This is a genomic window from Microbacterium sp. CFBP 8801 (genome assembly GCF_014839455.1).
Taxonomy (GTDB): Bacteria; Actinomycetota; Actinomycetes; order Actinomycetales; family Microbacteriaceae; genus Microbacterium.
This window is the reverse complement of the sequence record NZ_JACYNU010000024.1, coordinates 1-26,978: the sequence shown is the minus strand read 5'-3', so window position 1 is coordinate 26,978 and position 26,978 is coordinate 1. Positions and strand designations below refer to the sequence as shown.

General features: G+C 67.7%; 26 protein-coding genes and 1 tRNA gene. 11 read left to right on the top strand and 16 right to left on the bottom strand.

The genetic code is table 11. The features are described 5' to 3' along the window. On the top strand, positions 1-947 hold a 947-nt coding region (locus IFR11_RS15510), incomplete at its 5' end, for a PDR/VanB family oxidoreductase (protein ID WP_191916768.1). Here IFR11_RS15510 and IFR11_RS15505 read toward each other — a convergent pair. After that, positions 948-1,550, bottom strand: coding sequence for a DUF5134 domain-containing protein (locus IFR11_RS15505; protein WP_191916767.1), 603 nt, complete (start codon positions 1,548-1,550; stop codon positions 948-950). A gap of 57 nt (positions 1,551-1,607) precedes the next feature. Here IFR11_RS15505 and IFR11_RS15500 point away from each other — a divergent pair, with 57 nt between their 5' ends. Then, positions 1,608-3,050, top strand: a complete 1,443-nt coding sequence (locus tag IFR11_RS15500) for a PepSY domain-containing protein (protein ID WP_191916766.1) — start codon at positions 1,608-1,610, stop codon at positions 3,048-3,050. A gap of 28 nt (positions 3,051-3,078) precedes the next feature. On the opposite strand, the gene IFR11_RS15495 is transcribed toward IFR11_RS15500, so the two are convergent. After that, positions 3,079-4,014 carry an AEC family transporter gene (locus tag IFR11_RS15495; RefSeq protein ID WP_191916765.1) on the bottom strand — a complete coding sequence of 312 codons (936 nt, stop codon included), beginning with the start codon at positions 4,012-4,014 and terminating at the stop codon, positions 3,079-3,081. A 47-nt stretch (positions 4,015-4,061) separates the two neighbouring features. On the opposite strand from IFR11_RS15495, the gene IFR11_RS15490 reads away from it, so the two are divergent. Next, on the top strand, positions 4,062-4,607 hold the full coding sequence (locus IFR11_RS15490; protein ID WP_244630819.1) for a CGNR zinc finger domain-containing protein: 546 nt from the start codon (positions 4,062-4,064) through the stop codon (positions 4,605-4,607). Here the strand turns inward: IFR11_RS15490 and IFR11_RS15485 are convergent. Genes IFR11_RS15485 through IFR11_RS15475 form a run of 3 tightly spaced genes read right to left on the bottom strand, consistent with a single transcriptional unit; the run spans position 4,587 to position 9,102 of the window. Then, positions 4,587-6,848 carry a heavy metal translocating P-type ATPase gene (locus IFR11_RS15485; RefSeq protein WP_342030314.1) on the bottom strand — a complete coding sequence of 754 codons (2,262 nt, stop codon included), beginning with the start codon at positions 6,846-6,848 and terminating at the stop codon, positions 4,587-4,589. The genes IFR11_RS15490 and IFR11_RS15485 overlap by 21 nt on opposite strands. Beyond that, the gene (locus IFR11_RS16845; RefSeq protein WP_191916763.1) at positions 6,845-8,899 is read right to left on the bottom strand and encodes a cytochrome c oxidase assembly protein; all 2,055 of its coding nucleotides are present in this window, start codon (positions 8,897-8,899) and stop codon (positions 6,845-6,847) included. Before IFR11_RS16845 ends, IFR11_RS15485 begins: the two co-directional genes overlap by 4 nt. Continuing rightward, positions 8,896-9,102, bottom strand: a complete 207-nt coding sequence (locus IFR11_RS15475; protein ID WP_191916762.1) for a heavy-metal-associated domain-containing protein — start codon at positions 9,100-9,102, stop codon at positions 8,896-8,898. The genes IFR11_RS16845 and IFR11_RS15475 overlap by 4 nt, the downstream gene beginning before the upstream one ends. A 122-nt stretch (positions 9,103-9,224) precedes the next feature. Here IFR11_RS15475 and IFR11_RS15470 point away from each other — a divergent pair, with 122 nt between their 5' ends. Together IFR11_RS15470 and IFR11_RS16840 are read left to right on the top strand one after the other, a co-directional pair. Further along, complete coding sequence (locus IFR11_RS15470; RefSeq protein ID WP_191916761.1) at positions 9,225-9,602, top strand: BlaI/MecI/CopY family transcriptional regulator; 378 nt, start codon at positions 9,225-9,227, stop codon at positions 9,600-9,602. Then, entirely contained in the window at positions 9,599-10,408 is an 810-nt protein-coding gene (locus tag IFR11_RS16840) for a M48 family metalloprotease (protein ID WP_191916760.1), read from the top strand. Before IFR11_RS15470 ends, IFR11_RS16840 begins: the two co-directional genes overlap by 4 nt. Here IFR11_RS16840 and IFR11_RS15460 read toward each other — a convergent pair. After that, positions 10,385-10,753 carry a winged helix-turn-helix transcriptional regulator gene (locus tag IFR11_RS15460; RefSeq protein ID WP_191916759.1) on the bottom strand — a complete coding sequence of 123 codons (369 nt, stop codon included), beginning with the start codon at positions 10,751-10,753 and terminating at the stop codon, positions 10,385-10,387. The two genes, IFR11_RS16840 and IFR11_RS15460, sit on opposite strands and share 24 nt — an antisense overlap. Before the next feature lie 57 nt (positions 10,754-10,810). Here IFR11_RS15460 and IFR11_RS15455 point away from each other — a divergent pair, with 57 nt between their 5' ends. Both IFR11_RS15455 and IFR11_RS15450 read left to right on the top strand, forming a co-directional pair. After that, positions 10,811-11,641 carry an SDR family oxidoreductase gene (locus tag IFR11_RS15455; protein WP_191916758.1) on the top strand — a complete coding sequence of 277 codons (831 nt, stop codon included), beginning with the start codon at positions 10,811-10,813 and terminating at the stop codon, positions 11,639-11,641. Positions 11,642-11,755: 114 nt separating this feature from the next. Further along, positions 11,756-12,529 (top strand): DsbA family protein, encoded by a 774-nt coding sequence (locus IFR11_RS15450; protein WP_191916757.1) that lies wholly within the window; start codon positions 11,756-11,758, stop codon positions 12,527-12,529. Between the two features lie 26 nt (positions 12,530-12,555). On the opposite strand, the gene IFR11_RS15445 is transcribed toward IFR11_RS15450, so the two are convergent. Further along, positions 12,556-13,527, bottom strand: coding sequence for a GlxA family transcriptional regulator (locus tag IFR11_RS15445; RefSeq protein WP_191916756.1), 972 nt, complete (start codon positions 13,525-13,527; stop codon positions 12,556-12,558). A 128-nt stretch (positions 13,528-13,655) separates the two neighbouring features. Here IFR11_RS15445 and IFR11_RS15440 point away from each other — a divergent pair, with 128 nt between their 5' ends. Next, complete coding sequence (locus IFR11_RS15440; protein ID WP_191916755.1) at positions 13,656-14,294, top strand: isochorismatase family protein; 639 nt, start codon at positions 13,656-13,658, stop codon at positions 14,292-14,294. Between the two features lie 545 nt (positions 14,295-14,839). On the opposite strand, the gene IFR11_RS15435 is transcribed toward IFR11_RS15440, so the two are convergent. Continuing rightward, a tRNA-Ser gene (locus IFR11_RS15435) sits at positions 14,840-14,929 on the bottom strand. Positions 14,930-15,193: 264 nt separating this feature from the next. Between IFR11_RS15435 and IFR11_RS15430 the strand changes: the two genes are divergently transcribed. Both IFR11_RS15430 and radA read left to right on the top strand, forming a co-directional pair. After that, complete coding sequence (locus IFR11_RS15430) at positions 15,194-16,147, top strand: L-lactate dehydrogenase (protein ID WP_191916754.1); 954 nt, start codon at positions 15,194-15,196, stop codon at positions 16,145-16,147. A gap of 455 nt (positions 16,148-16,602) precedes the next feature. Further along, on the top strand, positions 16,603-17,970 hold the full coding sequence (radA, locus tag IFR11_RS15425; RefSeq protein WP_191916753.1) for a DNA repair protein RadA: 1,368 nt from the start codon (positions 16,603-16,605) through the stop codon (positions 17,968-17,970). Between the two features lie 412 nt (positions 17,971-18,382). Here the strand turns inward: radA and IFR11_RS15420 are convergent, their stop codons facing one another. From IFR11_RS15420 to IFR11_RS15395, 6 genes are all read right to left on the bottom strand, one after another. Then, positions 18,383-18,793: a hypothetical protein gene (locus tag IFR11_RS15420; RefSeq protein ID WP_055833399.1), complete on the bottom strand. Its 411-nt coding sequence runs from the start codon at positions 18,791-18,793 to the stop codon at positions 18,383-18,385. A gap of 92 nt (positions 18,794-18,885) precedes the next feature. After that, the gene (locus IFR11_RS15415; protein ID WP_191916752.1) at positions 18,886-19,602 is read right to left on the bottom strand and encodes a GntR family transcriptional regulator; all 717 of its coding nucleotides are present in this window, start codon (positions 19,600-19,602) and stop codon (positions 18,886-18,888) included. Positions 19,603-19,627: 25 nt separating this feature from the next. After that, a complete protein-coding gene (locus IFR11_RS15410) occupies positions 19,628-20,407 on the bottom strand; it encodes a 3-oxoacyl-ACP reductase (protein WP_055935769.1) in 780 nt (259 codons plus the stop codon). Positions 20,408-20,488: 81 nt separating this feature from the next. Continuing rightward, entirely contained in the window at positions 20,489-21,844 is a 1,356-nt protein-coding gene (locus IFR11_RS15405; protein ID WP_191916751.1) for an aldehyde dehydrogenase family protein, read from the bottom strand. Beyond that, positions 21,841-22,635: a gamma-glutamyl-gamma-aminobutyrate hydrolase family protein gene (locus IFR11_RS15400; protein WP_191916750.1), complete on the bottom strand. Its 795-nt coding sequence runs from the start codon at positions 22,633-22,635 to the stop codon at positions 21,841-21,843. The genes IFR11_RS15405 and IFR11_RS15400 overlap by 4 nt, the downstream gene beginning before the upstream one ends. After that, positions 22,616-23,971 carry a glutamine synthetase family protein gene (locus IFR11_RS15395; protein ID WP_055935760.1) on the bottom strand — a complete coding sequence of 452 codons (1,356 nt, stop codon included), beginning with the start codon at positions 23,969-23,971 and terminating at the stop codon, positions 22,616-22,618. Before IFR11_RS15395 ends, IFR11_RS15400 begins: the two co-directional genes overlap by 20 nt. A 147-nt stretch (positions 23,972-24,118) precedes the next feature. Between IFR11_RS15395 and IFR11_RS15390 the strand changes: the two genes are divergently transcribed. After that, positions 24,119-25,660, top strand: coding sequence for an amino acid permease (locus tag IFR11_RS15390; RefSeq protein WP_191916749.1), 1,542 nt, complete (start codon positions 24,119-24,121; stop codon positions 25,658-25,660). Positions 25,661-25,721: 61 nt separating this feature from the next. Here IFR11_RS15390 and IFR11_RS15385 read toward each other — a convergent pair whose 3' ends face one another. Continuing rightward, a complete protein-coding gene (locus IFR11_RS15385) occupies positions 25,722-26,384 on the bottom strand; it encodes a hypothetical protein (protein WP_181016005.1) in 663 nt (220 codons plus the stop codon). 45 nt (positions 26,385-26,429) lie between these two features. Continuing rightward, positions 26,430-26,939, bottom strand: a complete 510-nt coding sequence (locus tag IFR11_RS15380; RefSeq protein ID WP_055937627.1) for an amino-acid N-acetyltransferase — start codon at positions 26,937-26,939, stop codon at positions 26,430-26,432. Positions 26,940-26,978: the final 39 nt, after the last annotated feature.

The window sequence follows — 26,978 nt, the reverse complement described above, 5'->3', positions numbered from 1 at the left end:
AGCTCGTCCGCGTCACCGCGACCTCGCTCGTCGCCGAGGCGACCATGCTCCTCCGCCTCGAGCCCGTCGGCCCCCAGCCGCTCGCCCCCTTCAGCGCCGGCGCGCACATCGACGTCCATCTGGGCGACGGCATGACCCGCCAGTATTCGTTGATCGGCGCGCCGGGCGCGAGCGATAGCTATCTGATCTGCGTTCGGCGCGATTCTCGAGGACGTGGCGGCTCTATCGTCATTCATGATGACGTCTCTTCGGGCGCGCGGCTTCAGATCTCCCCACCGCGAAACACGTTCAGCCTGATCCCCGATACGACGGCTCTGCTGCTCGGCGGCGGGATCGGCCTCACTCCCCTCGTATCGATGGCCGAGACTCTGCACGCCAACGACGCGGAGTTCGAGCTTCACGTGTATGCGCGATCCGCAGCCGCGTTGCCTCTTCGCGAACACCTTCTCGAGCGGCCGTGGGCAGATCGACTGCACACCCACTTCAGCGAGCAGGGCGACTCGTTTCGCGCCGCCGCCCCCGCGGCGTTGAGCGCCCCCGACCGCCGCCGGATGATCTACGTGTGCGGCCCAGAGGGGTTCGTCGAACTCGCGCGACGCCGTGCATCGACGTCCGGCTGGGGCAATGATCAGGTGCGGAGCGAGCAGTTCACCGTGGGCAACGTCGTTCGTGACGCCGACAGCTCGTTCGACGTCGTGGCGACATCGACCGGCGAACGGATGACGATCTCGTCTCATGAGTCGATCGCGGACGTGCTCGAGCGTCACGGCTATGAGACGTACCGTTCGTGCGGTCAGGGCTATTGCGGGTCGTGCGTGATGGCCGTGAGGTCCGGGAACCCAGACCACCGGGATGCGTCTCAGACCGCACAGGAACACATCTCCGGCGGTCTGATCAACGTCTGCGTCTCTCGGTCGCTCAGCCCAGTGCTCGAACTCGAGGTGTGATCAGACGTTCATGAGCACCAGCATGATCCCCATTCCCGCCGACATCGCCGCGTAGCAGAGATCGTGCCAATGCCGGTTCCGGCGAAGGAGAGCCAAGATCCACCACAGTGCCGCCAATGCACTGACGATCACGAAGATGCCGTTCACGACATCGGCCCACACAGGCGTGCTGGTCGGCAATCCGGAGTCATCACCGCCGTGATGATGATGCGCCGAGGATTCGTCGCCACCGACGATCATCCCTGCCATCAGCAGCGGCATGGCCAGCACCATCCAGATCATGGCCGCATTCATGGTGATGTGGCCGAGTGCCGACACGCGGTTCGCGACACCACCGGTGGCGAGGGCTGGAGTCAACGCTGCCGCGAAGATCGCGAAGATCGCGACCTGAGCCCAGTTGGCGGCATCGATCATGGGCACCCACACCATCAAGATCATGGCGATGCTCATCACCAGGTGATTCACGTGGATGACGGTGTGCTCCGTGAGCGAACCATCTGCACGCCTCGCTTGCCCACGATGTGCCGCAAGGTCGATCGCACACCACAGACCAGTGGCAGCAAAAAGCGCGGTGAGAATGAGGTCCCAAGGAGAGGTCAGCACCCAGGCAGTCTATTACTACACTGTGTAGAGATAATCCACGTTCACAAGGGAGCTGCCGTGACCACGACCGAAACCGCATCGACGCCACCGCCGCCCGCCGACGCCGCAAGGTCGACATCGGCGCCCCCTGGGCGCCGGACGAATTGGTTCGGCGCCTTCTGGAGATGGCACTTCTACGGTGCAGTCATCGTGATCCCCGTTCTCTTCGCACTATCGGTCTCGGGTATGACTTACATGTTCCGAGCCCAGGTCGACGCGTGGACGCACCCCGGGGTGCTCACCGTCACCGTTCCCACCGAAGCTGATCGACTCCCCCTATCCGACCAGGAATCGGCCGTGCGCGCAGCATTCCCGGATCGCGAGGTCCTCTCGGTCACCGACAACTCCGGCGACCGAGCGACTGTCTTCGTTACGGAGGACGCCACAGAGAGCCGAAACGTCTACGTCGATCCCTACACGGCAGCAATCACGGGCGATCTACACCTGGACGACCTGGTCTCAACGTGGGCCGAGCGCGTTCATGGGGATCTCCTCCTGGGCGACGGCGAGGTCGGCGATCGTATCGTCGAGCTCGGCGCTAGCTGGGCCATCGTCCTCACGATCACGGGGTTCATCCTCTTCTTCACCGGACGAAGGCCCCGCAGCATCGCCGTGCGCAAGAAAGTCAAAGGTTCTCGACTTCGCCAAGCGCACGCGATCGTCGGGCTACCCGTCGGGCTCGGCATCCTCATGCTGGTCGTGTCTGGCCTCCCGTGGACCGGGGTCTGGGGCAACCTCGCGTCGAGCATCGCTTCCGGCTCGTCTGACTCGCTCTGGGGCGACGACCCCGGCGCGGAGTCGACGGTGAAGGAGCAGATCGAGGCGAGCAACGGATCCTCCAGCCCCGCCGGCTGGGAGATTGCGGACCTTCCGACCGCGAACAGCACAGGCAGTGGAACACCGATCTCGATCGACTCTGCAACCGCCGCCGCGCGGGCAGAAGGAGCACCGGAGCCGTACTTCGTCACGTACCCGGAGGGTGTGACTGGCGTGTACAGCGTGTACGGCTACCAGTGGGCGAACAACGGCAACCCGGCCGAGTCCGATGTCTCGCTGCAAAAGACGGTGCACGTCGACCAGTACAGCGGGGATGCGCTCGAGGTCTACAGCTATGACGATCTCTCGCTGCTATCCAAAACCGTCGCGAACGGCATCGCCATCCACGAGGGGCGTCGGTTCGGGCCGATCAACATGCTCCTGACAACACTCTTCTGCCTCGCCGTGATCTTCATGTGCGTCTCAGCGCCGATGATGTGGTGGAGCCGCCGCGGAAATGCATCGGGACTCGCCGCCCCCCGCGCCCGGTTGCCCATCGTCGCCAATCGGATCCTGCTCGTCGCAGTAGTCGCTCTCGGGTTCTTCCTGCCGCTGTTCGGCCTGTCGGTGCTGGTGATCCTTGCCATCGACCACTTCTTGATCCGGCGCATACCGGCGGCTCGGAAGTACTTCGGCTCAGTGTGATGTGACAGCGGCGCGTTCGTCGGGTCATTCACGCCGTCGGCGTGAACGACCCGACGAACGCAAGCAACGCGGGAATCGAGACAATCGAGAGCACCGTCTGCACGCCTGTGATCGTCGCCATCAGCCGGGCGTCACCACCCATCTTGGTTGCGAGGATGTACGCACTCGGCGCCGTCGGCACCGCACAGATCAGAACGACGACGAACAGCTCGACCCCAGACACGCCCAGCCACGCCGCGAGGGCCCCGGCGCCTAGCGGCAGCGCAACGAGTTTCAGCGCACTGGCAAGAGCCACATCCACGAGATCTCTCCGCTCGAAGGTGAGTCGCAATGCCGCGCCGGCGATGAGCGTGCCCGCCGCGAGGGCGGGCGCTGACAACAGGGTGAGCGACGAACTCAACACCGTCGGCAAGGGCACCTGGAGCACGTTGAGCCCGGTCCCCGCGAGGCACGAGAGGATGAGCGGGTTGAAGGCGAGGTCGCGCCACACCCGGGGCTTCCTCACGGCCGCGTCCACCCTTCCGCAGGAGGAGAGAACGCTCACACAGATGATGTTCACCAGCGGGACAACAATCGCGCTGGCAATGGCGAACACGGCAACACCGGTCGCACCGTGAACTGCGGAGGCAAAGATCAACCCGATGTAAGTGTTCACACGGATAGAACCCTGGACCAGCGATGTCACCTGTGGCCCATCAGCTCGAATCGCTCGCCCGAGCGCAAGTGCAGACGCCGCGACAACGACGATCGGCGCGACCAGGCAGACAAGCAGCGAGCCCACCGGCACCACGTCGAGATCGGCGCGAGAGATCGAGGCAACGAAGAGGGCCGGGGTGAACACCCAGTAGGTCATCCACGACAAGCCGCTCCAGAACTCGGGGTGCGGGAGAAACCATCGACGCACGATGCTCCCCCCGGCCAACAGAAGAAGAATTGGCACGATAGCGACAATGACCACATCCACACCGCCGACTCTGGTGCAATGGGTTTATGCAGTTCAACCATGACAACATGACCGGACCTGCCCTCGCCGCCGATCTGGTCACCCTGGTGGGACGGGGATGGGACGACGAGAGGGCGACCAGCGTGCTCACCCGCCACCACATCCGGCGCATCGACCTCGACGCCGACGCTTCGCACCGACTCGCCGCTTGGTCGGCTCGCCTTCGTCCTGTGTTCGCGACACATGGCGTCGATGCTCGATGCGCGGCCATCAACGCCTTGCTCACCGAAGGCACGGCTCAGCCGTACCTCACCGCTCACGACGGACTTCGACCTCATCTGCATTTCGCCGCTGAGGACGACGACGTCGTCGCGAGGGTCGCAGCGGTCACCGCCGGCGGGCTGGCACTCTTCGCTGTAGAGGCGGGCGGGAAAAGACTCGGGATGTGCGCTCGATCGGGATGTACCGTGGCGTTCGTCGACACGAGCCGGAACGGGCTACGCAGCTACTGTTCGACAACCTGCGGCAACTACGTGGCCGTCCGACGCCACCGCGACGCGGAGACGATCACCAGGACGCACAGCCGCCGCCGGTCACTGCCGGGGACGCTGTGAGCGCGGAGTGTAGTTGCGAAGCCGCAGGCTGTTCCAGACAACGAAGACCGACGACAGCGACATGGCCGCTGCGGCAATCAGCGGGTTCAGCAGTCCGGCTGCGGCCAGAGGAATCGCGGCGATGTTGTACCCGAACGCCCACACGAGGTTTCCGCGGATGGTGTTCAGCGTGCGCCGCGAAAGACCAATCGCGTCGGGAACGACCGAGAGATCATCACGCACCAAGATGATGTCCGCGGCTTTCAGGGCAACGTCGGTGCCGGTGACGACAGCCATCCCGAGATCCGCTCCCGCCAGCGCCGCCGCGTCGTTGATCCCGTCTCCGACCATCGCGACGTGGCGACCGGAAGCCCGCAGCTCGGCGATGACCTGCGCCTTCTCGACAGGGGTCACCTGGGCGCGCACCTCGTCGATGCCGACAGCATCGGCGACCCGCCGAGCGGCGGCATCGTCATCGCCGGTGAGAAGAATAGTCCGCATACGGAGCGCCGAGAGGGCCGCCACCGAACGGGCGGCGCTCTCACGGATGCGATCCTCGACGGCGAAGACCGCGACCGCAGTTCGGTCCCGGACCAGCACGATGGGCGAGGCTCCCACCGCGCGTGCGCGGTCAACTGCCTGATGGAGCTCGGGCGGCAACTGCACGTCCAGATGAGCGCTGAGTCGGGGACCGCCGATGGCCACCTGCGCACCGTCGAGCTGCGCTTCGACACCCAGCCCTGCGAGCACACGAAAGTCCTCTACCGCCGGTAGATCCTGCACACTGTTCCGAGCATGATCGACGATTGCCACGGCGATGGGATGAGTCGAGCCCGATTCCAGGGCTCCGGCGATACGCACCGCCTCGTGGGAGGATCTTGCATCAGCGAAGGTCTGCTCAACGACGCGCATAGCGCCTTCCGTCAGCGTTCCGGTCTTGTCGAGCACCACGGTGTCGATTCGCCCCGACGCTTCCAACGCTCCCTGTCCCTTGATGAGGATGCCCAGTTGCGCGCCCCGCCCGACGCCCACCATAAGCGCCGTGGGGGTCGCTAGCCCGAGTGCGCAGGGGCAGGCAATGATCAACACCGCTACGCCGACAGAGACAGCATGGGACGGATCGGCGCCGGCAAACAGCCACACGACCGTCACGACGGCGGACAGGACGACGATCGTCGGCACGAACCACTGGACGATGCGATCGACGAGGGACTGGATACGTGCTTTCGATTCCTGTGCGCGTTCTGCCATCGTGGCGAGCTGAGCGAGCTGGGTGCGCGTCCCCACAGCTGTGACGAGGATCACGAGTCGGCCGTCGGTATTGACCGTTCCCGCCATGACCGCTGTTCCCGGACCGGTTTCGCGCGGCGAAGGCTCGCCGGTCATCGCGCTCGTGTCGACGGCCGCCCACCCCTCCGTGACCTCGCCGTCGATCGGCAGAGTCTCGCCCGGAAGGACGATGGCCGTATCGCCGAAACGCACCTCATCGATCGACACCACCACATCGACGCCGTCTCGGCGCACGCGCGCGGTCGTGGGTGCGAGCGCTGAGAGGGCGTCCAGAACGTCGCCTGCCTTGCGCCGCGACCGCGCTTCGAAGTAGCGTCCCGCGAGCTGGAAAGTGGTCATGCCCGCCGCGACATCCAGGTAGATGGCATTCGCCCCGGCCGGCGTGGGACCGTAACCGATCCAGTAACCCGGCGTGCCGTCACCGATCAGCACCGTGACCAGCGCCCATCCGAACGATGCGGCGATCCCGAGCGACACTAGCGTGTCCATGCTGACGGCACCGTGCCGGAGATTTCGAAGTGTGGCTCGGTGGAAAGGCCAGGCCGCCCAGGTAACGATGGGCACAGCGATCGCGATACAAAGAAGCTCCCAGTTCGGAAACCTCCACGCCGGCACCAGCGCCAATATCAGCGTCAGGTCCATCAGCGGAATGGTGAGCAGAGCCGCCACCACCAGCCGTCGTCTGAGCCCCGTGATCCGCGTGTCGTTGCTGCGCTTGGTCCATTCGTCGTCTGCCTCGCCGCGCACCTCGGCGTGGTACCCGGCGCGAACGACAGCATCGATGGCATCGGCCCCGCGCGCAGCATCCAGCCCCTTCACCACAGCGCGTTCGGTCGCATAGTTGACGACGGCCTCGACGCCATCGATCCGGTTGAGCGCGCGTTCCACGCGTCCCGCGCACGCAGCACACGTCATTCCCGAGACATTCAGCTCAAGCGGGGAAGCAGCAACAGTGGGTTCAGTAGGGCTCACGAAGGTTCCTTTTTCTGCGCGGGCGTCAAAGCCGGGCCGTTAGACCGTGCCGAGCGAAGGGCGAGTTCGTTCAGCATGTGGTTGTACATGTCGAACTCGTCGTCGACGCCGGAGTCAAGGTGACGATCGACGCGCTGGGCTTCGCGGCTATCCTGGCGCGCCCATTGGATGCCTAGCGCGATCACGACAAAGACCAACGGCAGCTCACCGCCGGCCCAGGCGATACCGCCCCCGAGGTACTGCTGAGCCAGCAGGTCACCCATCCATGGGAAGTTCAGGGTTCGGTAGAAGTTTTCCGCGATCGGCACCGTTGCCGTCATGAGGATGATGCCGAAGAACGCGTGGAAGGGCATCGCCGCCAACACAAAGCCCAGCTTGCCGATAGCGGGCAACGGCCTGGGCGGACGGTCGACGCCGATCACGAGGCCATAGAAGAGGTAGCCGACGACCAGGAAGTGCAGGTTCATTGCCTGGTGCGCCCAGTGGAACCGGATGATCTCCTCGAAGAGCGGGGAGAGGTACAGCGCATAGTACGAGCCGATGTAGACGATGAAGACGAGCACGGGACTGTAGATGACGCGCGTGCCTGGCCAGTGAAGGACGGCGGTGATCCATTCCCGCGGGCCCGCTGGCTCACCCCGCGGATGCGGTGTCGTGGCGCGGAGTAGAAGCGTGACGACACCGCCGAGGACGAGCAGCACGGGTGCGAGCATGTTCAGGCTCATGTGAACGATCATGTGGACGCCGAATTGCGCCCCGGCGTATTGTCCGAGCGCCGAGCTCGTAGATACGACGACGACGATCCAACCCAGGATCCAGGCCACCGTCCGCCCCGCGGGCCAACGATCGCCTCGACGGTGTAGTCGTCTCACCGCAGCGAGGTAGAGCACCACGGCGACGACGGAGATCACCACGAACAGGATGTTGGGCCGCCATTGCGTGAGCCACATCATCGGAGTCGGCGCCTTGTCGAGAATGTCGAAACCGAAGAAGATCTGCGAGATGTTGGTCGTCACGAAGTACTGAGGCGGCGGCACGCGCGTCATCGCGCCACTGATGCCGATGTACGCTCCCGCCAGGAGGACGAGTCCGCCCAGCACGCTGACGATCCGCCGATCAGTCCATCGCCCTCGCCGCAGCCAGAGAAGGCTGATGACGACCCCTACGGCCAGAAGCACGGCGGCGCGAAGCAGCAGAAGCGTTCCGGTGGGATTCGCCTCCGAGGGGCCCGCCATTTTGAAGAACGCCAGGATCGTCTCGCTGGCGACGAGGACAACCCAGCAGATGCCACTCAACCACCCCGCCCGAATCAGTGCCCGCGGGCGCAGCAGTCGGCCGGTAGAAACACGGACCGCAAGGATGATGGCCGTACCGAAGAGCACCGCAGCGGCGAGGGTTTGAAAAATGGCCGCGTCCGAACCGAAATCGTGATCTGCCCCCACCTGGACCTGATGGACCAACACCGGCGCCAATGCCGAAAGCGCGCAGAGCAGGGCGATAGGCAGGAGGGACGCCCACTTTTGCGCGAACAGCGCGATCAGCGAAGCCACCGTCATCGCAATGAAGACGAAGAACCACGCCTTCGGCAGGTAGGCGCCCTCAACGAGATAGGCGAGCGCACCCGGTTCTGCGAGCCGCACGATGCTCACACCGTTCGCGTCGGCTGCATCGACAGGGACGAGCGCTGCCGCCGCCACCATCCAGGTCAGCAGCGCATACCTCAGCACGCGCAGCTCGAGCCCGGCGACGCTCTCGAGAGCACGCGACCGGGGTGCTGCGAGGACAAACAGAGCGACCACGAGCGCCCCGATCGCCGTCCAGGATGCCCCATCGGCAACAACCCTGAGAGAGGTCGAAAGGAGCGCGGTGAAGTCACCGGGGTAGCCTCGCGACAGCTTCTCGTAGCTGGCTGAACCCATGGCGGCCGCGGTCACTATGGGAGGAGCAGCGACCAGTACCGCCGCGACCGTCATGACGACGCCAATGCTCGCCGACGATCTCCTGATCCGCGGCTCGTCGTATGCGGCCAGCGCTGAGGCGGCCTCGGTCACATGCGAACGGAGTAGCCGGCCTCTGCCACGGCAGAGACGACGTCCTCCACGACCAGGCGGTCGTCATGCTCAACAATGGCCTGACCGTCGGTAGCGCTCGCGCTCACGGCGACCACTCCCTCCAGCGAGCTCACAGCGCTCTGGATGGCATGCTCACAGTGCTCGCACGTCATCCCCTCGATCGAAAAACGACTCTGCGTCATGGCGCACATCCTCTCTGGTCGTCAGGCGACGAGCTCAGATCAACTCTACATCCGGTCGAATAAAGCGGTGATGCTCGCATCTCGATCTCCACCACAGGTAGAATTTCTGCCGGAGGCCGATCATGAGCGGAACACGCAACCGCGGGCGCGGGGAACTGGAAGCGGAAGTGCTGGCGATCCTGCGAACCCATGCGGAGCCCGCCGGAGCCGCCGACATCCAGTCGGCATTCACGGAGCCAACCCCCGCATACACGACGATCCTCACCGCCCTCGATCGGCTGATCGAGAAGGGCGAGGTAACCCGCCACGCCGAGTCGCCTCGCAAGGTACGGTTCGCCGCGCGACTGTCGGCCGCCGAGAATGCAAGCGATTCAATGCATCGCGCGCTCAAGAGCACAGACGATCGCCGTGCCGCCTTGCTGCAGTTCGCCGGCGACTTGGACGCTGACGACGTCGACATGCTGCGCTCCGCACTGGGCAAGAAGCGTCGCGCGACGTGATCGCGCTCGGCGCCTGCGCACTCCTGACCATCCTGGCGTGGTGGGCAGGCCCGCGACTGCTGACATCGGGCCGATGGCAGGTCCGATACCCGAGCATTGCTCTGGCGGCGTGGCATGCGGCTCTCGGATTCGGCCTTCTGACAGCACTGGGTGCCGTCGGATGCACGGTGGCATTGGCCCTGCAGGCCCAGCACACGCAGGACGCCGTCGCAGGCGTCATTTATCACGTTGCCGGATGGGGCGCCCTCGCTGCCCTGGGGGCGGTACTTCTCATCGTCGGCGCGGGATCCGACGGCCTCGTCGGCGCCGGTGAGCGTACATTCGGCGAAGTACTGGCGCTCCCCCACACCAAGGCAACACTCGATGGACGAGTGTCGCTGTTGACGTGCCGCAGCGACGAGCCGTTCGCATGTGCCATCCCTGGACGTGACGCCGCGGTCGTCGTGTCATCCGCGCTACGCGAGATCCTGACCCCCGCCCAGCTCAGCGCCGTCGTCGCTCACGAGCTGGCTCACTTGCGCGGGCGCCATTACATGGCGCTGCGCATTGCCGAACTCCACCGTGCGTGTCTGCCTTCCTCCCGACGAGGTAAACAACTTCTGCGGGCAACAACTTTCCTCGTCGAGCTCATCGCCGACGACGCGGCCGCCCGCCGAGTCGGCGCGGTTCATCTCGCCAACGCGCTCGTGCACGTCGCCGATCAGACACAGGATCTGACGATGGAGCTTCGCGCCGAGCGGCTGGCTACCCGCCAGTGGACGCCGTCACGCAAGCTCACGACGTCAGGCGCGCTCGTTCGCCCCTGAACCCCTGAGCTCGTCGAGCCCCTCGGTGCGCGGGATTGTGAGCGCCCAGTGGTTCATTGCTTCGAGCACCGGCCGAAGCCGCTGTCCTGATTCCGTCAGCTCGTAGACAACCCGGGGCGGGACCTCAGCGAAGACCGTGCGCGTGACCAGTCCGTACTCCTCGAACCGGCGCAACCGATTCGAAAGGGTATGCGCACTGATGCCGATGAGACCGTTGCGCAGCTCAGAGAATCGCGCAGGGCCCGCGAGCAGATTACGCACGATGAGCGTCGCCCAGGGACCATCGAGCAACGTGAGGAATCTCGCGACTCCGCACTCCGGCCAGGGTTCATCTGAGAAGGTCATGCGGCATCCCCTTAGTGCACTTGACGTAACCAGTGCATCCTATGCACTAATGGGAGCATGACCTACCTCATCCATGGCGCCACCGGCGCCCAAGGTGCCCCCGTTCATGCCGCGCTCGCCCGCTCGGGCGCGTCTGTTGTCGCCGCCGTTCGTGACCCCGCCGCCTTCGACGGCGACGCCGTGGCCGTCGATTTCTCCTCCGTCGGCTCGCTGGCTGCTGCGTACAGCGGCAAAGAGGGCGTCTTCATCCATCTCCCGATCGGCAGCCCGGACCAGCAGCTCGCGCACGCTCAGGCGGCCGTCGCCGCTGTCGATCGTGCACGCCCCCAACGCGTCGTCGTGTCGACCAGCGGCTACTCGACCGAGGGCGACGGTGCAGTTGCGGCCCTCATCGAGGGCCTGAAGGGAACCGGCGTTTCCTTCGCTACAGTCGCACCTCGCCTGTTTCTCGAGAACCTGCTGCTGCCGTTCGTCGTGGCATCCGTTCGCGACCAGGGCGTGTTGCTGTACCCGATCCGTCGCGATTACGCCGTGTCGTGGAGCTCGCATCTCGATGTGGCCGACGTCATCGCGGGCCTGCTCGTGCGCCCCGACGTGACGGGAACAGTCGGGGTCGGCGCATTGCCCGGCCTCGTCGGCGACGACCTGGCGGCGGCGTTCGCGCGTTACTTCGACCGCGATGTCACATTCGAGGCGCAGGATCCGGACGCATTCGGGACGCTCCTCGCCCCCCTCATTGGCCAGGACGGTACGGACGCCGTCGTGGCTTCGTACCACTGGCGAGCGACCCAGGCTGACGAAACCATCGAGAGTGACAGCAGCGCCCAGCGGCGGCTCGGCGTTCGCCCCCGCTCCGTGGAGCAGTGGCTTCGCGACCTCGGAGTCTGAGCACGGTGAAGGGTCGTGTCGGTGCCACGTCGGCACGACCCTTCACCCCTCCCACCGAGCCCACATCTCTACGTGACGTAGATTAGACATCGGGCGAGAAAAGGACTACACGACATGGCGAAGAAGAAGCGACCTTCTGTCGCGTCACAACGTCTGCAGAGCGACATAATGCACGCAACGGAGGCGAAGGCACTTCGTCGCAGACGTGCCACCATTCAGATTGCCGTGACTGGCGGGACGCTGATCGTGGGCGTGGCGGCCATCGCGGCCGTGGTCCTGACGCAGCGCGCAATGAACGACGTAGTACCGCCGTCCTCACCGCCGGCGGCATCGGTGCTCTCGCTCGCGGACATGCCGCTGACCATCGGCCCCGACTTCGTCCGAGTGGGTGCCACGGATGCCAGCGTCACCCTCTCGCTGTACGAAGACTTCTCCTGCCCGCATTGCCAAGAGTACGAAACGGCTGTCGGACCGACCCTCGATGAACTCGTCGCGACGGGCGAGGTGGCAGTCGTCTACCACCCGATTCGTGTGGTCACGAACTACGGCAACCGAGCGGGGAGCGCTGCAACCTGCGTCGCTGAAGGCGATCCGGATATGTGGCCCACGGCACACGCTGGCCTCTTCGCTCTCCACGATGCAACGACGGACGGGTGGAGCAACGATCAGCTCCGCGACTATCTCGTCTCACAGGGCGTGACGACCCCCTCGGTTCTCGAGTGCGTCGAGGAGGGGCGATATGAGAACTGGATCGATGCCAACACTGACGCGGCCCTCGCCGCAGGGGTGACGGCGACACCGACGCTCATGATCAACGGCGAACGTTCCGAGATGCTCGACGCCTCCGAACTGCGACGTGTCGTCGAGGGCCTTCTTGCCGAACAGTAATCAATCGCCGGGCGAGTGGTTTCTTCTCAACTGACCATCATCGCCGCGCCAGAGCCGCGCGCATCGAAGCGACGCCGATAGCTCGACGGCGTGCAGCCGAAAGCCGCCAGAAAGTTCTGGCGTAGCGTAACGGGACTTCCGAATCCGCAGGAAGCCGCGATCTGATCGACCGTCAGGTCGGTCGTCTCGAGCAAGCGTCGGGATTCGTCGAGGCGCCGCGAGCGCACCCATGCCGCGGGGGTTGTGCCGGTGGCCACGCGGAACGCACGCACAAAGGAGCGGCGACTCATGTGCGCCTGGGTCGCGAGCGCGTCGACATCGACATCATCGCCCAGGTGAGCGAGCGCCCATTCCAGCGCCTCTCCGATCGGATCACCGGTGAGGTCTACCTGAACCGGGTGCTCGATGTACTGGGCCTGACCACCCTCACGGTGCGGCGCGATGACCAGTGACCGCGCCAGTCGATTGGCTGCCTCTGCGCCGAGCCTGGAGCGCACGATATGGAGACAAGCATCGAGGCCCGAGGCTGTGCCCGCAGAGGTGAGCACATCGCCGAGGTCCACGTACAACGACGATGGATCGACCTCGATGTCAGGGTGCCTAGCTCCGAGCTCGTCCGCCGCGCGCCAGTGAGTGACGGCGCGGCGCCCGGCGAGCAGGCCCGCGTCCGCTACGACGAACGCCCCCAGACAGAGGCCAGCGATGAACGCGCCGCGGGAGTGGGCCGCGCGCAGCGCTTGCCCGAGGCCAGGGCTGATCTCCTTCCCCCGCCGCTCCCACGCGGGGAGGACAACCATGTCGGCGTCCTCGGTCGCCGACAGTCCCTCAATTCCGGAGACAGAGTAACCCTCAGCCGTGCGTATCGAGCCGGCAATGTCAGAGAAGAGCGTCGTATGCCATGGCGCGAGACGATGCCGTGCCACCTCATCGAAAACAACCTGCGGAGTCGACAGATGGAACATTGTCGCCCCGTCGAACGCGTAGATGGCGATCTTCATCTGCACTCCCGCCCTTGGCCTTTTCCCATCGTAATTAGTCTTTTGCGCCAATGGCATAGCGCGGGCCTTGAGGCGAGCATTGATGACGCGCAGCATCCAGGCTGCCCGTCGTCCAGGAGTGAATCACCATGACAAACCCGCATCGCGCCTTGATCTTGGTTGATGTGCAGCAGGAGTACTTCGACGGCCCGTTGGAGATCCAGTTCCCGCCACACGCCGACTCTCTCCCCCGAATCACGGCGGCAATTGATGCCGCCATCGCCGCCGGCCTCCCGATCGCGGCCATCCAGCACAGTGCAGGCGAGGGCGCTCCTGCTTTCGACCCCATAAGAGATCGCTTCGCTCTTCACCCCGAAGTCGAAAGCCGCGCCAACACAGAGTGGAAGCGCATCGTCAAAGCACATGCGGCCGTGTTCAGCGGGACGGATCTGCTCGACTGGCTTCGTGCCCAAGACGTCGACACGATCACGCTCGTGGGTTACATGACCAACAACTGCATCATTGCGTCGGCCGCAGAGGCCGAGACCCACGGGCTCGCCACCGAAGTCCTCTCGGACGCCACGGGCGCAATCCACATCTCAAACGACGCGGGCTTCGTGGACGCCGAGACTTCACACACAACCCTGATGATCCTCCTCCATTCCAACTTCGCCGCTGTCGCAACCACACAGCACTGGATCGACGCAGTGTCGGTTGGAGCGTCTGTCCCGGTAGGCAACCTCGGTCAGTCCGCTCAGATGGGCGCGCAGCAGGCGGCGAAGCGATGACCGGTCGACGCTCGTTGCGCTTGCTGCTCGCCACTGCCACAGGCATCGCGCGCCGCGCAGCGGCGACACACCGAGCCGTACTGGTCGAGTACGACGTCATCCCAGAGCGCGCACCCGCGGCGCTGAGCACACGCCGAGTTTCGATGCTCAGCCCCGAACCCCCACGTCGATGATCTCCGCCGTGGTGAGGTGATCGCTCCCGATGCGCCCCGGATGACGGTCGCGAACCTCACCGCCGCAGCCATGACCAACCAAACAACCGTCGTTCGGTAGAAGGGATTGCCGTCGAACCAGCGGGGCTCGCTTGGGCGCTCGCGTACTTCAATCCACGGCAATGTCCAGTTCCGGCGTCCGACTCTCGCGAGACCCGATCGACTCGACCCAGAAAAGCGGTATCAGGGCCAGCGAGGGGGCGACTGACCCTTCCAATACCTCGACTCCCCCCGTAACGGCAAAGGCATGTGCGAAAGCAGCTCGCGCAGTCGAAGCAAAGAAGGAAGCCCCGCGATCCCTGTCGTTCACAAGGGCTCGCGGGGCTTCTCAACTGGCGGTGACGGTGGGATTTGAACCCACGGTAGGGGTGAACCTACACAACATTTCGAGTGTTGCACCTTCGGCCGCTCGGACACGTCACCGCCGAACAGCTTACGACACTCGACGGGATGCCGCGAATCCGAGCGGGTCGACGGGCCCTCGGCGGCCACCCGCGCGGCCGAACTCCTGAGAAACCGGGCCGCCGACGCCCGCTGCGGCGATGCGGAGCCCACCGCGCCCCACGTCTCAGGACTTCGGCCCGGCCCGCGCCGCCACCGCCCGCACCGCCGAGCCCCCGGCATCCGTTCGTCCACCGTCGAAGCACCCCCCTGGAACCGGTTCGCGACCGCTGCCAGGATCGGAGCATGAGCGTGATCGAGAACTCCAAGCTGACGGTCGTGGGCGCGGGAAGTGTGGGGGCGAGCGTGGCGTACGCGGCCCTCATCCGCGGATCGGCGCGGCACGTCGCGCTCTACGACATCGCCACCGAGAAGGTCGAGGCCGAGGTGCTCGACCTCGCTCACGGCACGCAGTTCACCGGCACCAGCGACATCACCGGCGGCAGCGACGTGTCGGTGGCCGAGGGGTCGCACGTCGTCGTCATCACGGCCGGCGCGAAGCAGAACCCGGGTCAGACCCGCACCGAGCTCGCCGCCACGAACGCCGGGATCATCCGCGACATGATGCCGAAGCTGCTCGAGGTCGCACCGAACGCCGTCTACGTCATCGTCACGAACCCCTGCGACGTGCTCACGGTGCTCGCGCAGCAGGCGACCGGCCTGCCGACGCGCCGCATCTTCGCCTCGGGCACGGTGCTCGACACCTCGCGTCTGCGATGGCAGCTCGCTCAGCGGGCGGCGGTCAGCACCGCGAGCGTGCACGCGTGGATCGTCGGCGAGCACGGAGACACCGAGTTCCCCCTGTGGTCGACCGCCACGATCGGATCCGTCCCCATCACCGAGTTCGAGCTGCCCGGAGGGGGTCGCTTCACCACGGAGGAGTTGGATGCCATCGCCGTCGACGTCCGCGATGCCGCGTACAAGGTCATCAAGGGCAAGGGGGCGACGAACTACGCGATCGGTCTGTCGAGCGCACGCATCGTCGAGGCGATCCTGCGCGACGAGCACGCCATCCTCCCCGTGAGCACCGTGCTGCAAGACTTCCACGGCATCGACGGCGTGGCCCTGTCGGTGCCGTCGATCGTCTCGGCACGCGGCGCGGTGCCCCTCGCCGGCACGCCGTTCTCCGACGCCGAGCTCGGGCTTCTGCGCCGCTCGGCCGACGCGTTGACAACGGTGGCGGAGTCGCTGCGCGACTGACGCGGGGCTCTGCACGGCGGGGCCGGGCGCCGGGTCCGGCGCGGCGCGGCGGTTCGCGCATAAACGCTGTCCCTGCGCATAAACGCTCTCTCACCGCGTTTATGCGCAGGATTGGCGTTTATGCGTGGGGGCCGCCGGCAGCGGGGCCCGGATGCCGCCCCGGCCCAGCTCGCCGCCGCGCCCGGTCGGGCCACACCCGCCCCGGCCACACCGCCGCCCAGCCGAGCCCACGCCCCGCCTGGCCGCACCCCCGCCCGGTCGCACCCGGCCGCGCTATACCTCGAGCCCGGCGCGGCACGGTGACTCACCCATAAACGCTGTTCCTGCGCATAAACGCTCTCTCACCGCGTTTATGCGCAGGAAGCGCGTTTATGCGCGAGCGGCCGGCCGACAGCAGATCCCGGATGCCGCGGCCCGGCGCCGGCGATGTCGGGGGCCCCGCGTAGCCTGATGCCATGGCATCCCGACGTCCCGCTGCAGCCCCTGCTCCGTACCGCTGCACCGAGTGCGGGTGGACGACGCTGAAGTGGGTCGGCCGATGCGGGGAGTGCCAGTCGTGGGGCACCGTGGTCGAGGCCGCCGAGCAGACGGGGATCGTCCGATCGATCGCTCCGGTCGCTCCGGGCGCGGCCCGGATGGCCCGGCGCATCACCGAGATCGACACGCAGGACGCCCCCCGGCGCACCAGCGGCGTCGGCGAGTTCGACCGCGTTCTGGGCGGCGGCATCGTTCCGGGGGCGGCGATCCTGCTCAGCGGCGAACCCGGCGTCGGCAAGTCGACGCTGCTGCTCGAGGTCGCCGCGCAAAGCGCCCGCGCGGGTCGCCGCGTGCTCTACGCCAGCGGTGAAGAATCCGCCGCCCAGGTGCGGCTGCGCGCCGAGCGCACCGGCGCGCTCCACGAAGAGCTGTTCCTCGCCGCCGAGACCGACCTGGCCACGATCCTCGGGCACATCGACCAGGTCGAGCCCGGCCTGCTCATCGTCGACTCGGTGCAGACGGTGTCCTCCTCCCACAGCGACGGCGCCGCGGGTCAGCCGGCGCAGGTGCGCGAGGTCGCGTCGGCGCTCATCCGTGTCGCGAAAGAACGCGGGCTGCCTGTCATCCTCGTCGGCCACGTCACCAAAGACGGCTCGATCGCCGGACCCCGCATCCTCGAGCACCTCGTCGACGTGGTGTGCCACTTCGAGGGCGACCGGCAGACGTCGCTGCGCTTCGTGCGCGCGCTCAAGAACCGCTTCGGCCCCACCGACGAGGTCGGCTGCTTCGACATGACCGGCACCGGCATCTCCGAGGTGTCCGACCCGAGCGCCCTGTTCCTCGGGCACGGCGAACCCGAGCCGGGCACGTGCGTCACCATCGCGATGGAGGGCCGCCGCGCCCTGCCCGTCGAGATCCAGGCACTCGCCGTGCGCCAGACGGCACCCAACCCGCGGCGCATCGTGAACGGCGTCGACTCGTCGCGCGTGGCGATGGTCCTCGCCGTGCTCGAGAGCCGCATGGGCCTCACCCTGTCCGACCGCGACGTGTACGTCTCGACCGTCGGAGGGGTGCGCCTGGTCGAGCCCGCGGCCGACCTCGCCATCGCCATCGCGGTGGCCAACGCCGTGAAGAACCGCAAGGTGTCGAAACGCCTCGCCGCGATCGGCGAGTTGACGCTCACCGGCGAGATCCGCAACGTCACGCAGGCCGCGCAACGGGCGTCCGAAGCCAAGCGCCTGGGCTACCACACGGTGCTCGACGCCTCGTCGCGCAAGCTCGCGCAGGCGCTCAACGAACTGCAGGTGCGCGGCATGCCGCGCGACGACAGCGAACCGGGGTTCTGAGCCACTCGGACCGACGCCGCGACCCCGCGGTCGCGGCACCGCGGTCGAGGTGCTTCCGTCAAAGTGCCGTGGTCGAGGCGCCGCGATCTCGACGCCGCGCTCAGGCGCCGCGGTCGAGGTCCCGCGACGGCAGGGTCACGCTGCGCTGAGCAGCGGACGACCCGAACCGGGCCGGGTGAGGGCGTGAAAGATCCCCCGGAAGATAAACCCGCGTGGTCGATCAGCGACCGGGAGGAGCGGCCCGCCGGCGGCGGTGCGGCGACGTCATGCCCAGAACCGCGGGGATGACAAGTCCGGCGGCGCACACGGCACCGGCGATCAGGAACTCCATGTCCCCGAGTCTTGCACGCGTCCTTCACCCGCGCGAGTCTGATACTTCACCCTCGAGCGCGGGCCGGTCCGCGGTCGGGTCTCAGGCGTCGAGCGCGGCGATCAGATCGGCGGGCGACGCCTGGATCGGGTGCGGCCCCGCGATGTCGAGGAACACCGAGGTGATGGCATCCTGGTGCGCTCCGAGGAACGCGCGCAGCCACTGCGGCGACTGCAGCGCCACGTGCGGCGGCAGCGTCTCGGGCTTGTGGGCGGCGTCGCTGAACAGCAGCAGTGCGATCTCGCCGGAGTCTGGGTCGCGGTACGTCCACACCTCGCCGACGTCGAGCGGGTTGTCGGGGTCTCCCGCGCTCATCAGCGGAACCACCGTCGGGCCGTGCCGCAAGGCGAAGGCGATCGCCGCCATGTCCTGGGTCTGCAACGCATCGGTCAGCGCGGTGTTCTTGAAGTCCACGGCGACCTTCTTCCCCTTGCGCTTCTTGCCTCCGGCCATCCTCCGAGCCTAACCGCGGCTTCTCGGCTCCGCGGCGACGCGTCGCAGAACCGCACCGCGCGGCCGGGCGAGTCGGGCCGGAACCCCGCTCGCTACGCCAGGAACCCGCGCAGCAATGCCTCCGACCCGGCCAGGTGATCCCGCATCGCCGCGTGGGCGGCATCCGGTCTCCCGGCCAGGATCGCCGACACGATCGCCGCGTGCTGCGAGGTCGAGTGATCGATGTTGCGCGGCAGCAGGGGGAACGTGTCGAGCCAGGCGTTCACGCGCGCCCGGTTGTCGGCGACGAGGGGCACGAGTGAGGGGATGCCGGCGAACTCCGCGATCGTCAGGTGCAGCAGCGTGTCCAGGCGCCGGTAGTCCGCGCCGGAGGCCGTGGCCGCCGCCTCGTGCCGGGCCCAGAGCACATCGCGCTCGTCGGCCGACAGCGCGCGGCCCGCGGCGGCCCACGCCGCCCCGGTCTCGAGCACGCCGCGCAGCGAGATCACGTCGGCGAGCTCGGTCTGCGCCACCGCCGCGGGCTCCGACGGACGCGGCACGGGGTCGATCACGAACGTGCCGCCGTAGCGTCCGCGCCGCGTCTCGAGCCACCCGGCGTCGGCCAGCTCGCGGATCGCCTCGCGCACGGTGTCGCGACTCACGCCGTACAGCGCGGCGAGCTCGCGCTCCGCCGGAAGGGACTCCCCGGGAGCGACCAGGCCGAGACGAACGGTCTGCACGATGCGCGCCGTGGTGTCTTCGAGCGCGTTGCCGCTGCGCACCGGCCGGTACACGGCTCGGCGCAGGTCGTCGAGCGGCGCGTCTGTCACCGTCTCAGCCTGTCATGTCACCGGTTCACAGGGGCGTGACGTAGGCGTTGGTGATCCCCCCGTCGACGACGAACGCCGTCGCGGTGATGAACGACGCGTCGTCGGATGCCAGGAAGGCCACCGCCGCGGCCATCTCGTCGGGCTCCGCGAACCGCCCCATCGGCACATGCACGAGCCGACGCTGCGCCCGCTCGGGGTCTTTGGCGAACAGTTCCTGCAGTAGCGGGGTGTTGACGGGTCCGGGGCACAGGGCGTTCACGCGGATGCCCTGGCGGGCGAACTGCACGCCGAGCTCGCGGGTCATGGCGAGCACGCCGCCCTTCGATGCCGTGTACGAGATCTGCGAGGTCGCCGAGCCGAGCAGCGCCACGAACGACGCCGTGTTGATGATCGACCCCCGGCCGGCGGGGACCATGTGCCGCAGGGCGGCGCGGGAGCAGAGGTAGACGCTCTTGAGGTTGACGTCTTGCACGCGGTCCCACGCGGGCAGCTCGGTCGTCTCGATCGAGTCGTCGTCGGCGGGCGAGATGCCGGCGTTGTTGAACGCGATGTCGACGCTGCCGAGGTCGGCGGCCACGCCGTCGAAGAGGGCGTCGACCGATGCCTCGTCGGCCACGTCGACCTGACGGAAGACGCCGCCGACCTCGGCGGCGGCCGCGGTGCCGGTGGTCTCGTCGAGGTCGGCGATCACGACGCGCGCGCCTTCCGCGGCGAAGCGGCGCGCGGTGGCGAGGCCGATGCCGCTCGCGCCGCCCGTGACGATGGCGACGCGGCCGCCGAGACGCTGGGTGAGGTCGATGGTCATTGCGGGTGGTTCCTTTCGAGCGGTACCGCGTCCCCCTGTCTGTTCGGGGGCAAGTGGGGAATGGGGGTCAGGACGACGGGTTCACTCGGTGGCGTAGAACACGTTCTTCACCTCGGTGAAGTGCTCGGCGGCATCGGGACCCAGCTCGCGACCGAGGCCCGATGCCTTCATGCCGCCGAAGGGCGTCGAGTACCGCACCGAGGAGTGCGAATTCACCGACAGCACGCCGCTGCGGACGGCGCGGGACACCCGGATGCCACGGCCCAGGCTCTCGGTCCAGATCGAGCCCGCGAGGCCGTACGCGCTGTCGTTGGCGAGGCGGATGGCATCCGCCTCGTCGTCGAAGGGCAGCACGGCCAGGACCGGACCGAACACCTCCTCGCGAGCGACGCGGTCGCCGGGCTGCGCCAGCACCACGGCCGGGGCGAACCAGAAGCCGTCACCCTCGGGCGCGGATCCCCGGAACGCCACGTCGGCCCCGTCGAGGAAGCCCTGCACGCTGGAACGGTGCGAGGCCGAGATGAGCGGCCCCATCTGGGTGTCCTCGCGCGTCGGGTCGCCGACCTTCCAGGCCGACACGGCCGGTTCGAGCAGCTCGAGGAACCGGTCGAAGACGCTCCGCTGCACGAGCAGGCGGCTGCGGGCGCAGCAGTCCTGCCCCGCGTTGTCGAACACGGACCCCGGGACGCCGGCCGCCGCCTTCTCGAGGTCGGCGTCGGCGAAGACGAGGTTCGCGCTCTTGCCGCCGAGCTCGAGGGTCACCGGTTTGAGCATTCGCGCGCACCCGGCGGCCACCTCGGTGCCGACCTCGGTCGAGCCGGTGAAGACGACCTTGTGCACGTCGGGGTGCGACACGAAGCGCTGACCTACGACCGAGCCCGAGCCGACAACGACGCGGAAGAGCCCGTCGGGGAGCCCCGCCTCGAGCGCCAGCTCGCCGAGCCGGATCGCCGTCAGCGGGGTGAGCTCGGCCGGCTTGAGCACGACGGCGTTTCCCGCGGCGAGCGCCGGAGCGAAGCCCCAGGCGGCGATGGTCATGGGGAAGTTCCACGGCACGATGATCCCGACCACGCCGCAGGGCTCGTGGTAGGTCACGTCCAGCCCTCCGGCGACCGGGATCTGCGACCCGATCAGGCGTTCCGGCGCCCCGGCGTAGTAGTTGAGCACCTGTGCGACGTGCTGCGCCTCCCAGCGGGCCGAGCCGATGGGGTGGCCCGAGTTCTTCACCTCGAGCGCGGCGAGCTCGTCGACGTGCGCCTCGACGACCCGGGCGAACGACCGCAGCGCGTCGGCGCGGGCGACGGGGGCGAGGGCTGCCCACGCTCGCTGGGCGCGCACGGCGTCGGCGACGGCGGCATCCACCTGGGCGAGATCGGCGCGCTCGAGCGTGGTGATCGGCGACCCGGTCGAGGGGTCGGTGACGGTGAACGTGCTCATGCGAGAGCTCCCTGGTGCTCGGAGGTGGAGATGTCGGTGCCGGAACGCGCGGCGCGATACGCCGCCGCCGCGGCGACGAGTCCGAGGAACAGCCGCCGGTCTTCGGCGTTCTCCTCGGGATGCCACTGCACGGCCACGAGGTAGTCGTCGCCCTCGGCCTCGACGGCCTGCACGAGTCCGTCGTCGGTGCGCGCCGTCACCCGCAGGCCCGCGCCCAGCCGGTCGACGCCCTGGTGGTGGTAGCTGTGGACGGTGAGCGCTCCGGCGCCGACGAGACCGGCGAGTCGGGTCGAGGCATCGACCTCGACGACGTTCTCGGCGAAGACGCCTCCGCCCACGCGGTACCGCTCGGTGCCGAGGGCCTCGGGAAGGTGCTGGTGGAGCGTGCCGCCGAGGGCGACGTTGAGAAGTTGCAGCCCCCGGCAGATGCCGAAGATGGGGATGCCGCGCTCCCGCGCCCCCGCGAGGAGTGCGAGTTCCCAGGCGTCGCGGTCTGCGCGCGCCGAGTCGGTGAGCGGGTGACGTTCGGCGCCGTACAGCTCGGGCTGCACGTCGAGGCCCCCGGTGAGGATGAGGCCGTCGAGCCCGTCGAGCACGGCGGCGGCCGCTCGCTCGGGGCGCGGCTGCGGCGGCAGCAGCACGGCGCTGGCCCCCGAGGCGGTGACGGAGTCGAAGTACTGCTGCGGCAGGAACGATGCCCGCACGTCCCACACGCCCTGCTTCGCTCGCTCCAGGTAGGTCGTGAGCCCGACGACGGGGGTCCGGGTCGGATCAGAGGCGCTCGAAACCACGCACCCGCTCCCAATCGGTCACGGCGGCGTCGAAGGCCTCGACCTCGATGCGCGCCTGGTTGAGGTAGTGCTCGACGACGTCGTCGCCGAAGGCGGCGCGGGCGATCGTCGACGCGCGGAACAGCTCCGCCGCTTCCCGCAGGGTCGTCGGCAACGTGTCGACGCCCGAGGTGTAGGCGTTGCCCGAGAGGGGCTCGGGAAGCGGCAGCTCGTTCTCTATGCCGTACAGGCCGCCGGCGATGATGGCCGAGATGGCGAGGTAGGGGTTCACGTCTCCGCCGGGCACGCGGTTCTCGACCCGCAGCGACGAGCCGTGGCCGACGACGCGCAGCGCGCACGTGCGGTTGTCGACGCCCCAGGCCACCCCGGTGGGGGCGAATGAGCCCAGCGCGAAACGTTTGTACGAGTTGATCGTCGGCGCGTACAGCAACGTGAATTCGCGCAGGGTCGCCAGGATGCCGGCGATCCAGTGCTCCATGAGGGGGCTGAAGCCGTGCGCGCCGTCGCCCGCCATCACGGCGTCGCCGCCGTCGCCGCGGACCGACAGGTGGATGTGGCAGCTGTTGCCCTCGCGCTCGTTGAACTTGGCCATGAACGTCAGCGACTTGCCGTGGCGGTCGGCGATCTCTTTCGCGCCGTTCTTGTAGATCGTGTGGTTGTCGGCGGTCTCGAGCGCTTCGGCGTAGCGGAAGGCGATCTCCTGCTGGCCGAGGTTGCACTCGCCCTTCACCCCCTCGCAGTACATGCCCGCGCCGTCCATGCCGAGGCGGATGTCGCGCAGCAGCGGCTCGAGCCGCGTGGTGGCGAGCAGGTTGTAGTCGACGTTGTAGTCGGTCGAGGCGCGCAGGCCCGTGTACCCCTTGGCCCAGGCTTCGCGGAAGGAGTCGTCGAAGACGATGAACTCCAGCTCCGTGCCCGCGTAGGCGGTGAGTCCGCGCTCCGCCAGACGCGCGCGTTGGGCGTTCAGGATGCCGCGGGGCGACTGCCCGACGTGCCGACGGTCTCCCCACGCGAGATCCGCCATCACCAGCGCCGTGCCCGGCTGCCAGGGGAGGCGGCGGAGCGTGTCGAGGTCGGGGACCAGCAGCATGTCGCCGTAGCCCGTCTCCCAGCTCGACATGGCGTAGCCGTCGACGGTGTTCAGGTCGACGTCGACCGACAGCAGGTAGTTGCAGGCCTCGGCCCCGTGGGGCAGCACCTCGTCGCGCCAGAAACGCGCCGCGACGCGCTTGCCGACGAGGCGGCCCTGCGCGTCGGGGAAGGCCACGACGACCGTGTCGATCTCGCCGGCCTCGATCGCGGCATCCAGTTCTGCGGTGGTGAGATTGCCCGCCATGGTGTCCCTCTCGCCTGCTCGTCGCGACCTCGCGTGCGGAGGTCGTAACGAGGAACTTACACGCCAAAGGTAGACAGGTCGACCAATAGAAGGCCATGATTCTGCGCAGGCGCTCCTGAAGCCTGCCCGTTACCGTCTGGAGGCCCTATGTCCACCTCGAGCAGTTCCCGCAGAAAGGTCGCCGGCGCCACCTATACGGCGACCGACTCCACGTACTTCGAGAAACGCACCCTGAAACGTTCGGCCGGCGTCTGGGGGCTGTGGGGCCTCGCGGTCGCCGCCGTCATCTCGGGCGACTTCTCGGGGTGGAACTTCGGTGTCGCCAACGCCGGCTTCGGCGGCATGCTCATCGCCTTCGTGGTGCTCGTGGTCATGTACTACGGGCTGACGTTCTCGATCGGCGAGATGGCCGCCGCCATGCCCCACACCGGCGGCGCCTACTCGTTCGCACGATCCGCGATGGGTCCCTGGGGCGGCCTGGCCACGGGCCTCGCCGAGACCATCGAGTACGTCGCCACGACGGCGGTCGTCGTCTACTTCTCCGGCCAATACGCCGACTCGGCGCTGGAGCTGCTCACCGGCGTGAGCCTGCCCGCGTTCGCGTGGTGGATCATCCTCTACGCGCTCTTCATCGCCCTCAACGCCGCCGGCGCGAACATCTCGTTCGGCTTCGCGATCGTCGTGTCGATCATCTCGATCGGCATCATCGTGGTCTTCGGCGTGATGTCGCTAGTCACGGGGGCGTTCGACTGGTCCTCGCTGTGGAACATCGTCCCCGATGCGGGGCAGACCGAGTTCCTCCCCCACGGCGTCGGGGCGATCCTGCTGGCCCTCCCCTTCGCCATGTGGTTCTTCCTCGGCATCGAGGAGCTGCCGCTGGCCGCCGAAGAGTCGCACGACCCCGCTCGCGACATCCCGCGGGCCGGCCTCTGGGCCCGAGGGACGCTCATCGTCACGGGTCTCATCGTGCTGTTCCTCAACACCGGGGTGCTGGGAGCCGAAGAGACCGGGACCTCCGTCGAACCCCTGCTCGACGGCTTCCGCGCGATGGTCGGCGACCAGGCCGCGGCACTCCTGTCGCTGCTCGCCCTGGTCGGGCTCCTCGCGTCGCTGATGGGCATCATGTTCGCCTACGGCCGCAACATGTACTCACTCTCGCGCGCCGGTTACTACCCGCGCTGGCTCTCTCTCACCGGTGCTCGCAAGACCCCGTGGGTGGCCCTCGTGTTCGGCGCGGTGCTGGGCTTCTTCGCCCTGGTGATCGTGCAGGCCGCGGGAGGAGACGCGAGCCCCGCCGGCGCGATCGTGCTGAACATCGCCGTGTGGGGCGCGGTGCTCGCGTACTTCCTGCAGATGGTCTCGTTCATCGTGCTCCGCAAGAAGTTCCCGAACGCGGTGCGTCCGTACAAGAGCCCGTGGGGCCTGTTCGGGGCCTACTCCGCGGCGATCATCGCCGCCGTCGTGTTCTTCGGCCTGCTGCTGAACTCGGCCTACCTGCTGGCGATCGTCGCGATCATCGTGGTCTACGCGGTGATCTTCGTCGCCTTCGCCGTCTACGGCCGTCACCGCCTCGTGCTCTCGCCCGAGGAGGAGTACGCCCTCTCCGGCGGTCTGCACGGCGACCCGCAGAAGGAGGGCTACGACGCCCTGCAGGGCGAGGTGTTCGGCAAGGACTCCCCGCGCGGCTGACCCGGTGATGACGGAGGGGTGGATGCCACGGCATCCACCCCTCCGTTCGTCGCTGTGCGCGTCATTGCAGGACGAACGACGCCGTCCCCGCCGACGGGATACCGCCGATCGACACGCTCAGGTGGTACGTGGCTCCGCTGCCCGGCGCGTACGGCCGCTCGCTCTCGCACGAGCTGACCGAGGAACGCGTGCGGTCCCAGGTGAGAGGAGCCGAGCTGGTGACGGTCTGGCCGGCGGCGAGGGTGACCTCGAGATCGCTCGGCTCGGACTGGCAGTCGGTGGAACGCCACCACACGTCGGAGCCGCTCGTCACGGTGAACGACTGCGCGCTCGTTCCGACGTTCATGGTGCAGGCGTTCGCCGATGAGTTGGTGAGGCGGATCGAGAGCTGCGGGTTCTCGCCCTGCGCATACTCGGCCTTGTCCGACAGCGCTTCGACCGAGATGTCGGCGGCGGTGCACTCGACGGGCCCTGACGACACGCTCTGCGTCGGGGTGGAACTCGGAGTCGCCGCGGCCGGCGGAGCAGCCGACGAGACGGCGGGGTCGGGGGCACTCTCGGCGGTGGCAGGCGTCTCTTCGGCCGTCGGGACGGCGCGCCAGGGCGGAGCCGCGACGAGCCACACGACGAGGCCGATCACGATCAGGGCGAAGAGCCCTGCCGCGAGACGACGTCGACGATAGACCGCCGGGGACTGCCTCCGCCTTCGGGGGGCATCGGTCATGGTTCCAGGGTAGGCGTCACGGCTGAGTCCCCGCCCACGGCGCGCTCAGAGCTGCTTGAGCATGCGCGTGTTGCCCAGGGTGTTGGGCTTGACGTGCGCGAGGTCGAGGAACTCCGCGACGCCCTCGTCGGGACTGCGCACGAGCTGCGAGTACACGTCGGGGTCGACCACCTGCTCGCCGATCTCGGCGAACCCCCGACGCGTGAAGAAGTCGACCTCGAAGGTCAGGCAGAACAGGCGGCTGACGCCCAGCTCGCGCGCCCGCTCCTCGAGCATCTCGACGATGGCCCGCCCCACGCCGTGATGCAGCCACTCGTCATGAACGATGAGGGTGCGCACCTCGCCCAGGTCTTCCCACATGACGTGCAGGGCGCCGCAGCCGATGACGACGCCGTCGGCCTCGGCCACGACGAACTGCTGCACCGACCCGTAGAGCACCACGAGGTCTTTGCCGAGCAGGATGCGCTTCTGCACGAACGGCTCGAGCAGTTCGTGGATACGTCGCACGTCGGCGGTACCGGCGGGGCGGACGACGAACGGCGCGGAAGAGGTCATCGACCCAGCGTACGCCGCGACGACGAAGGGCGCCGGGGG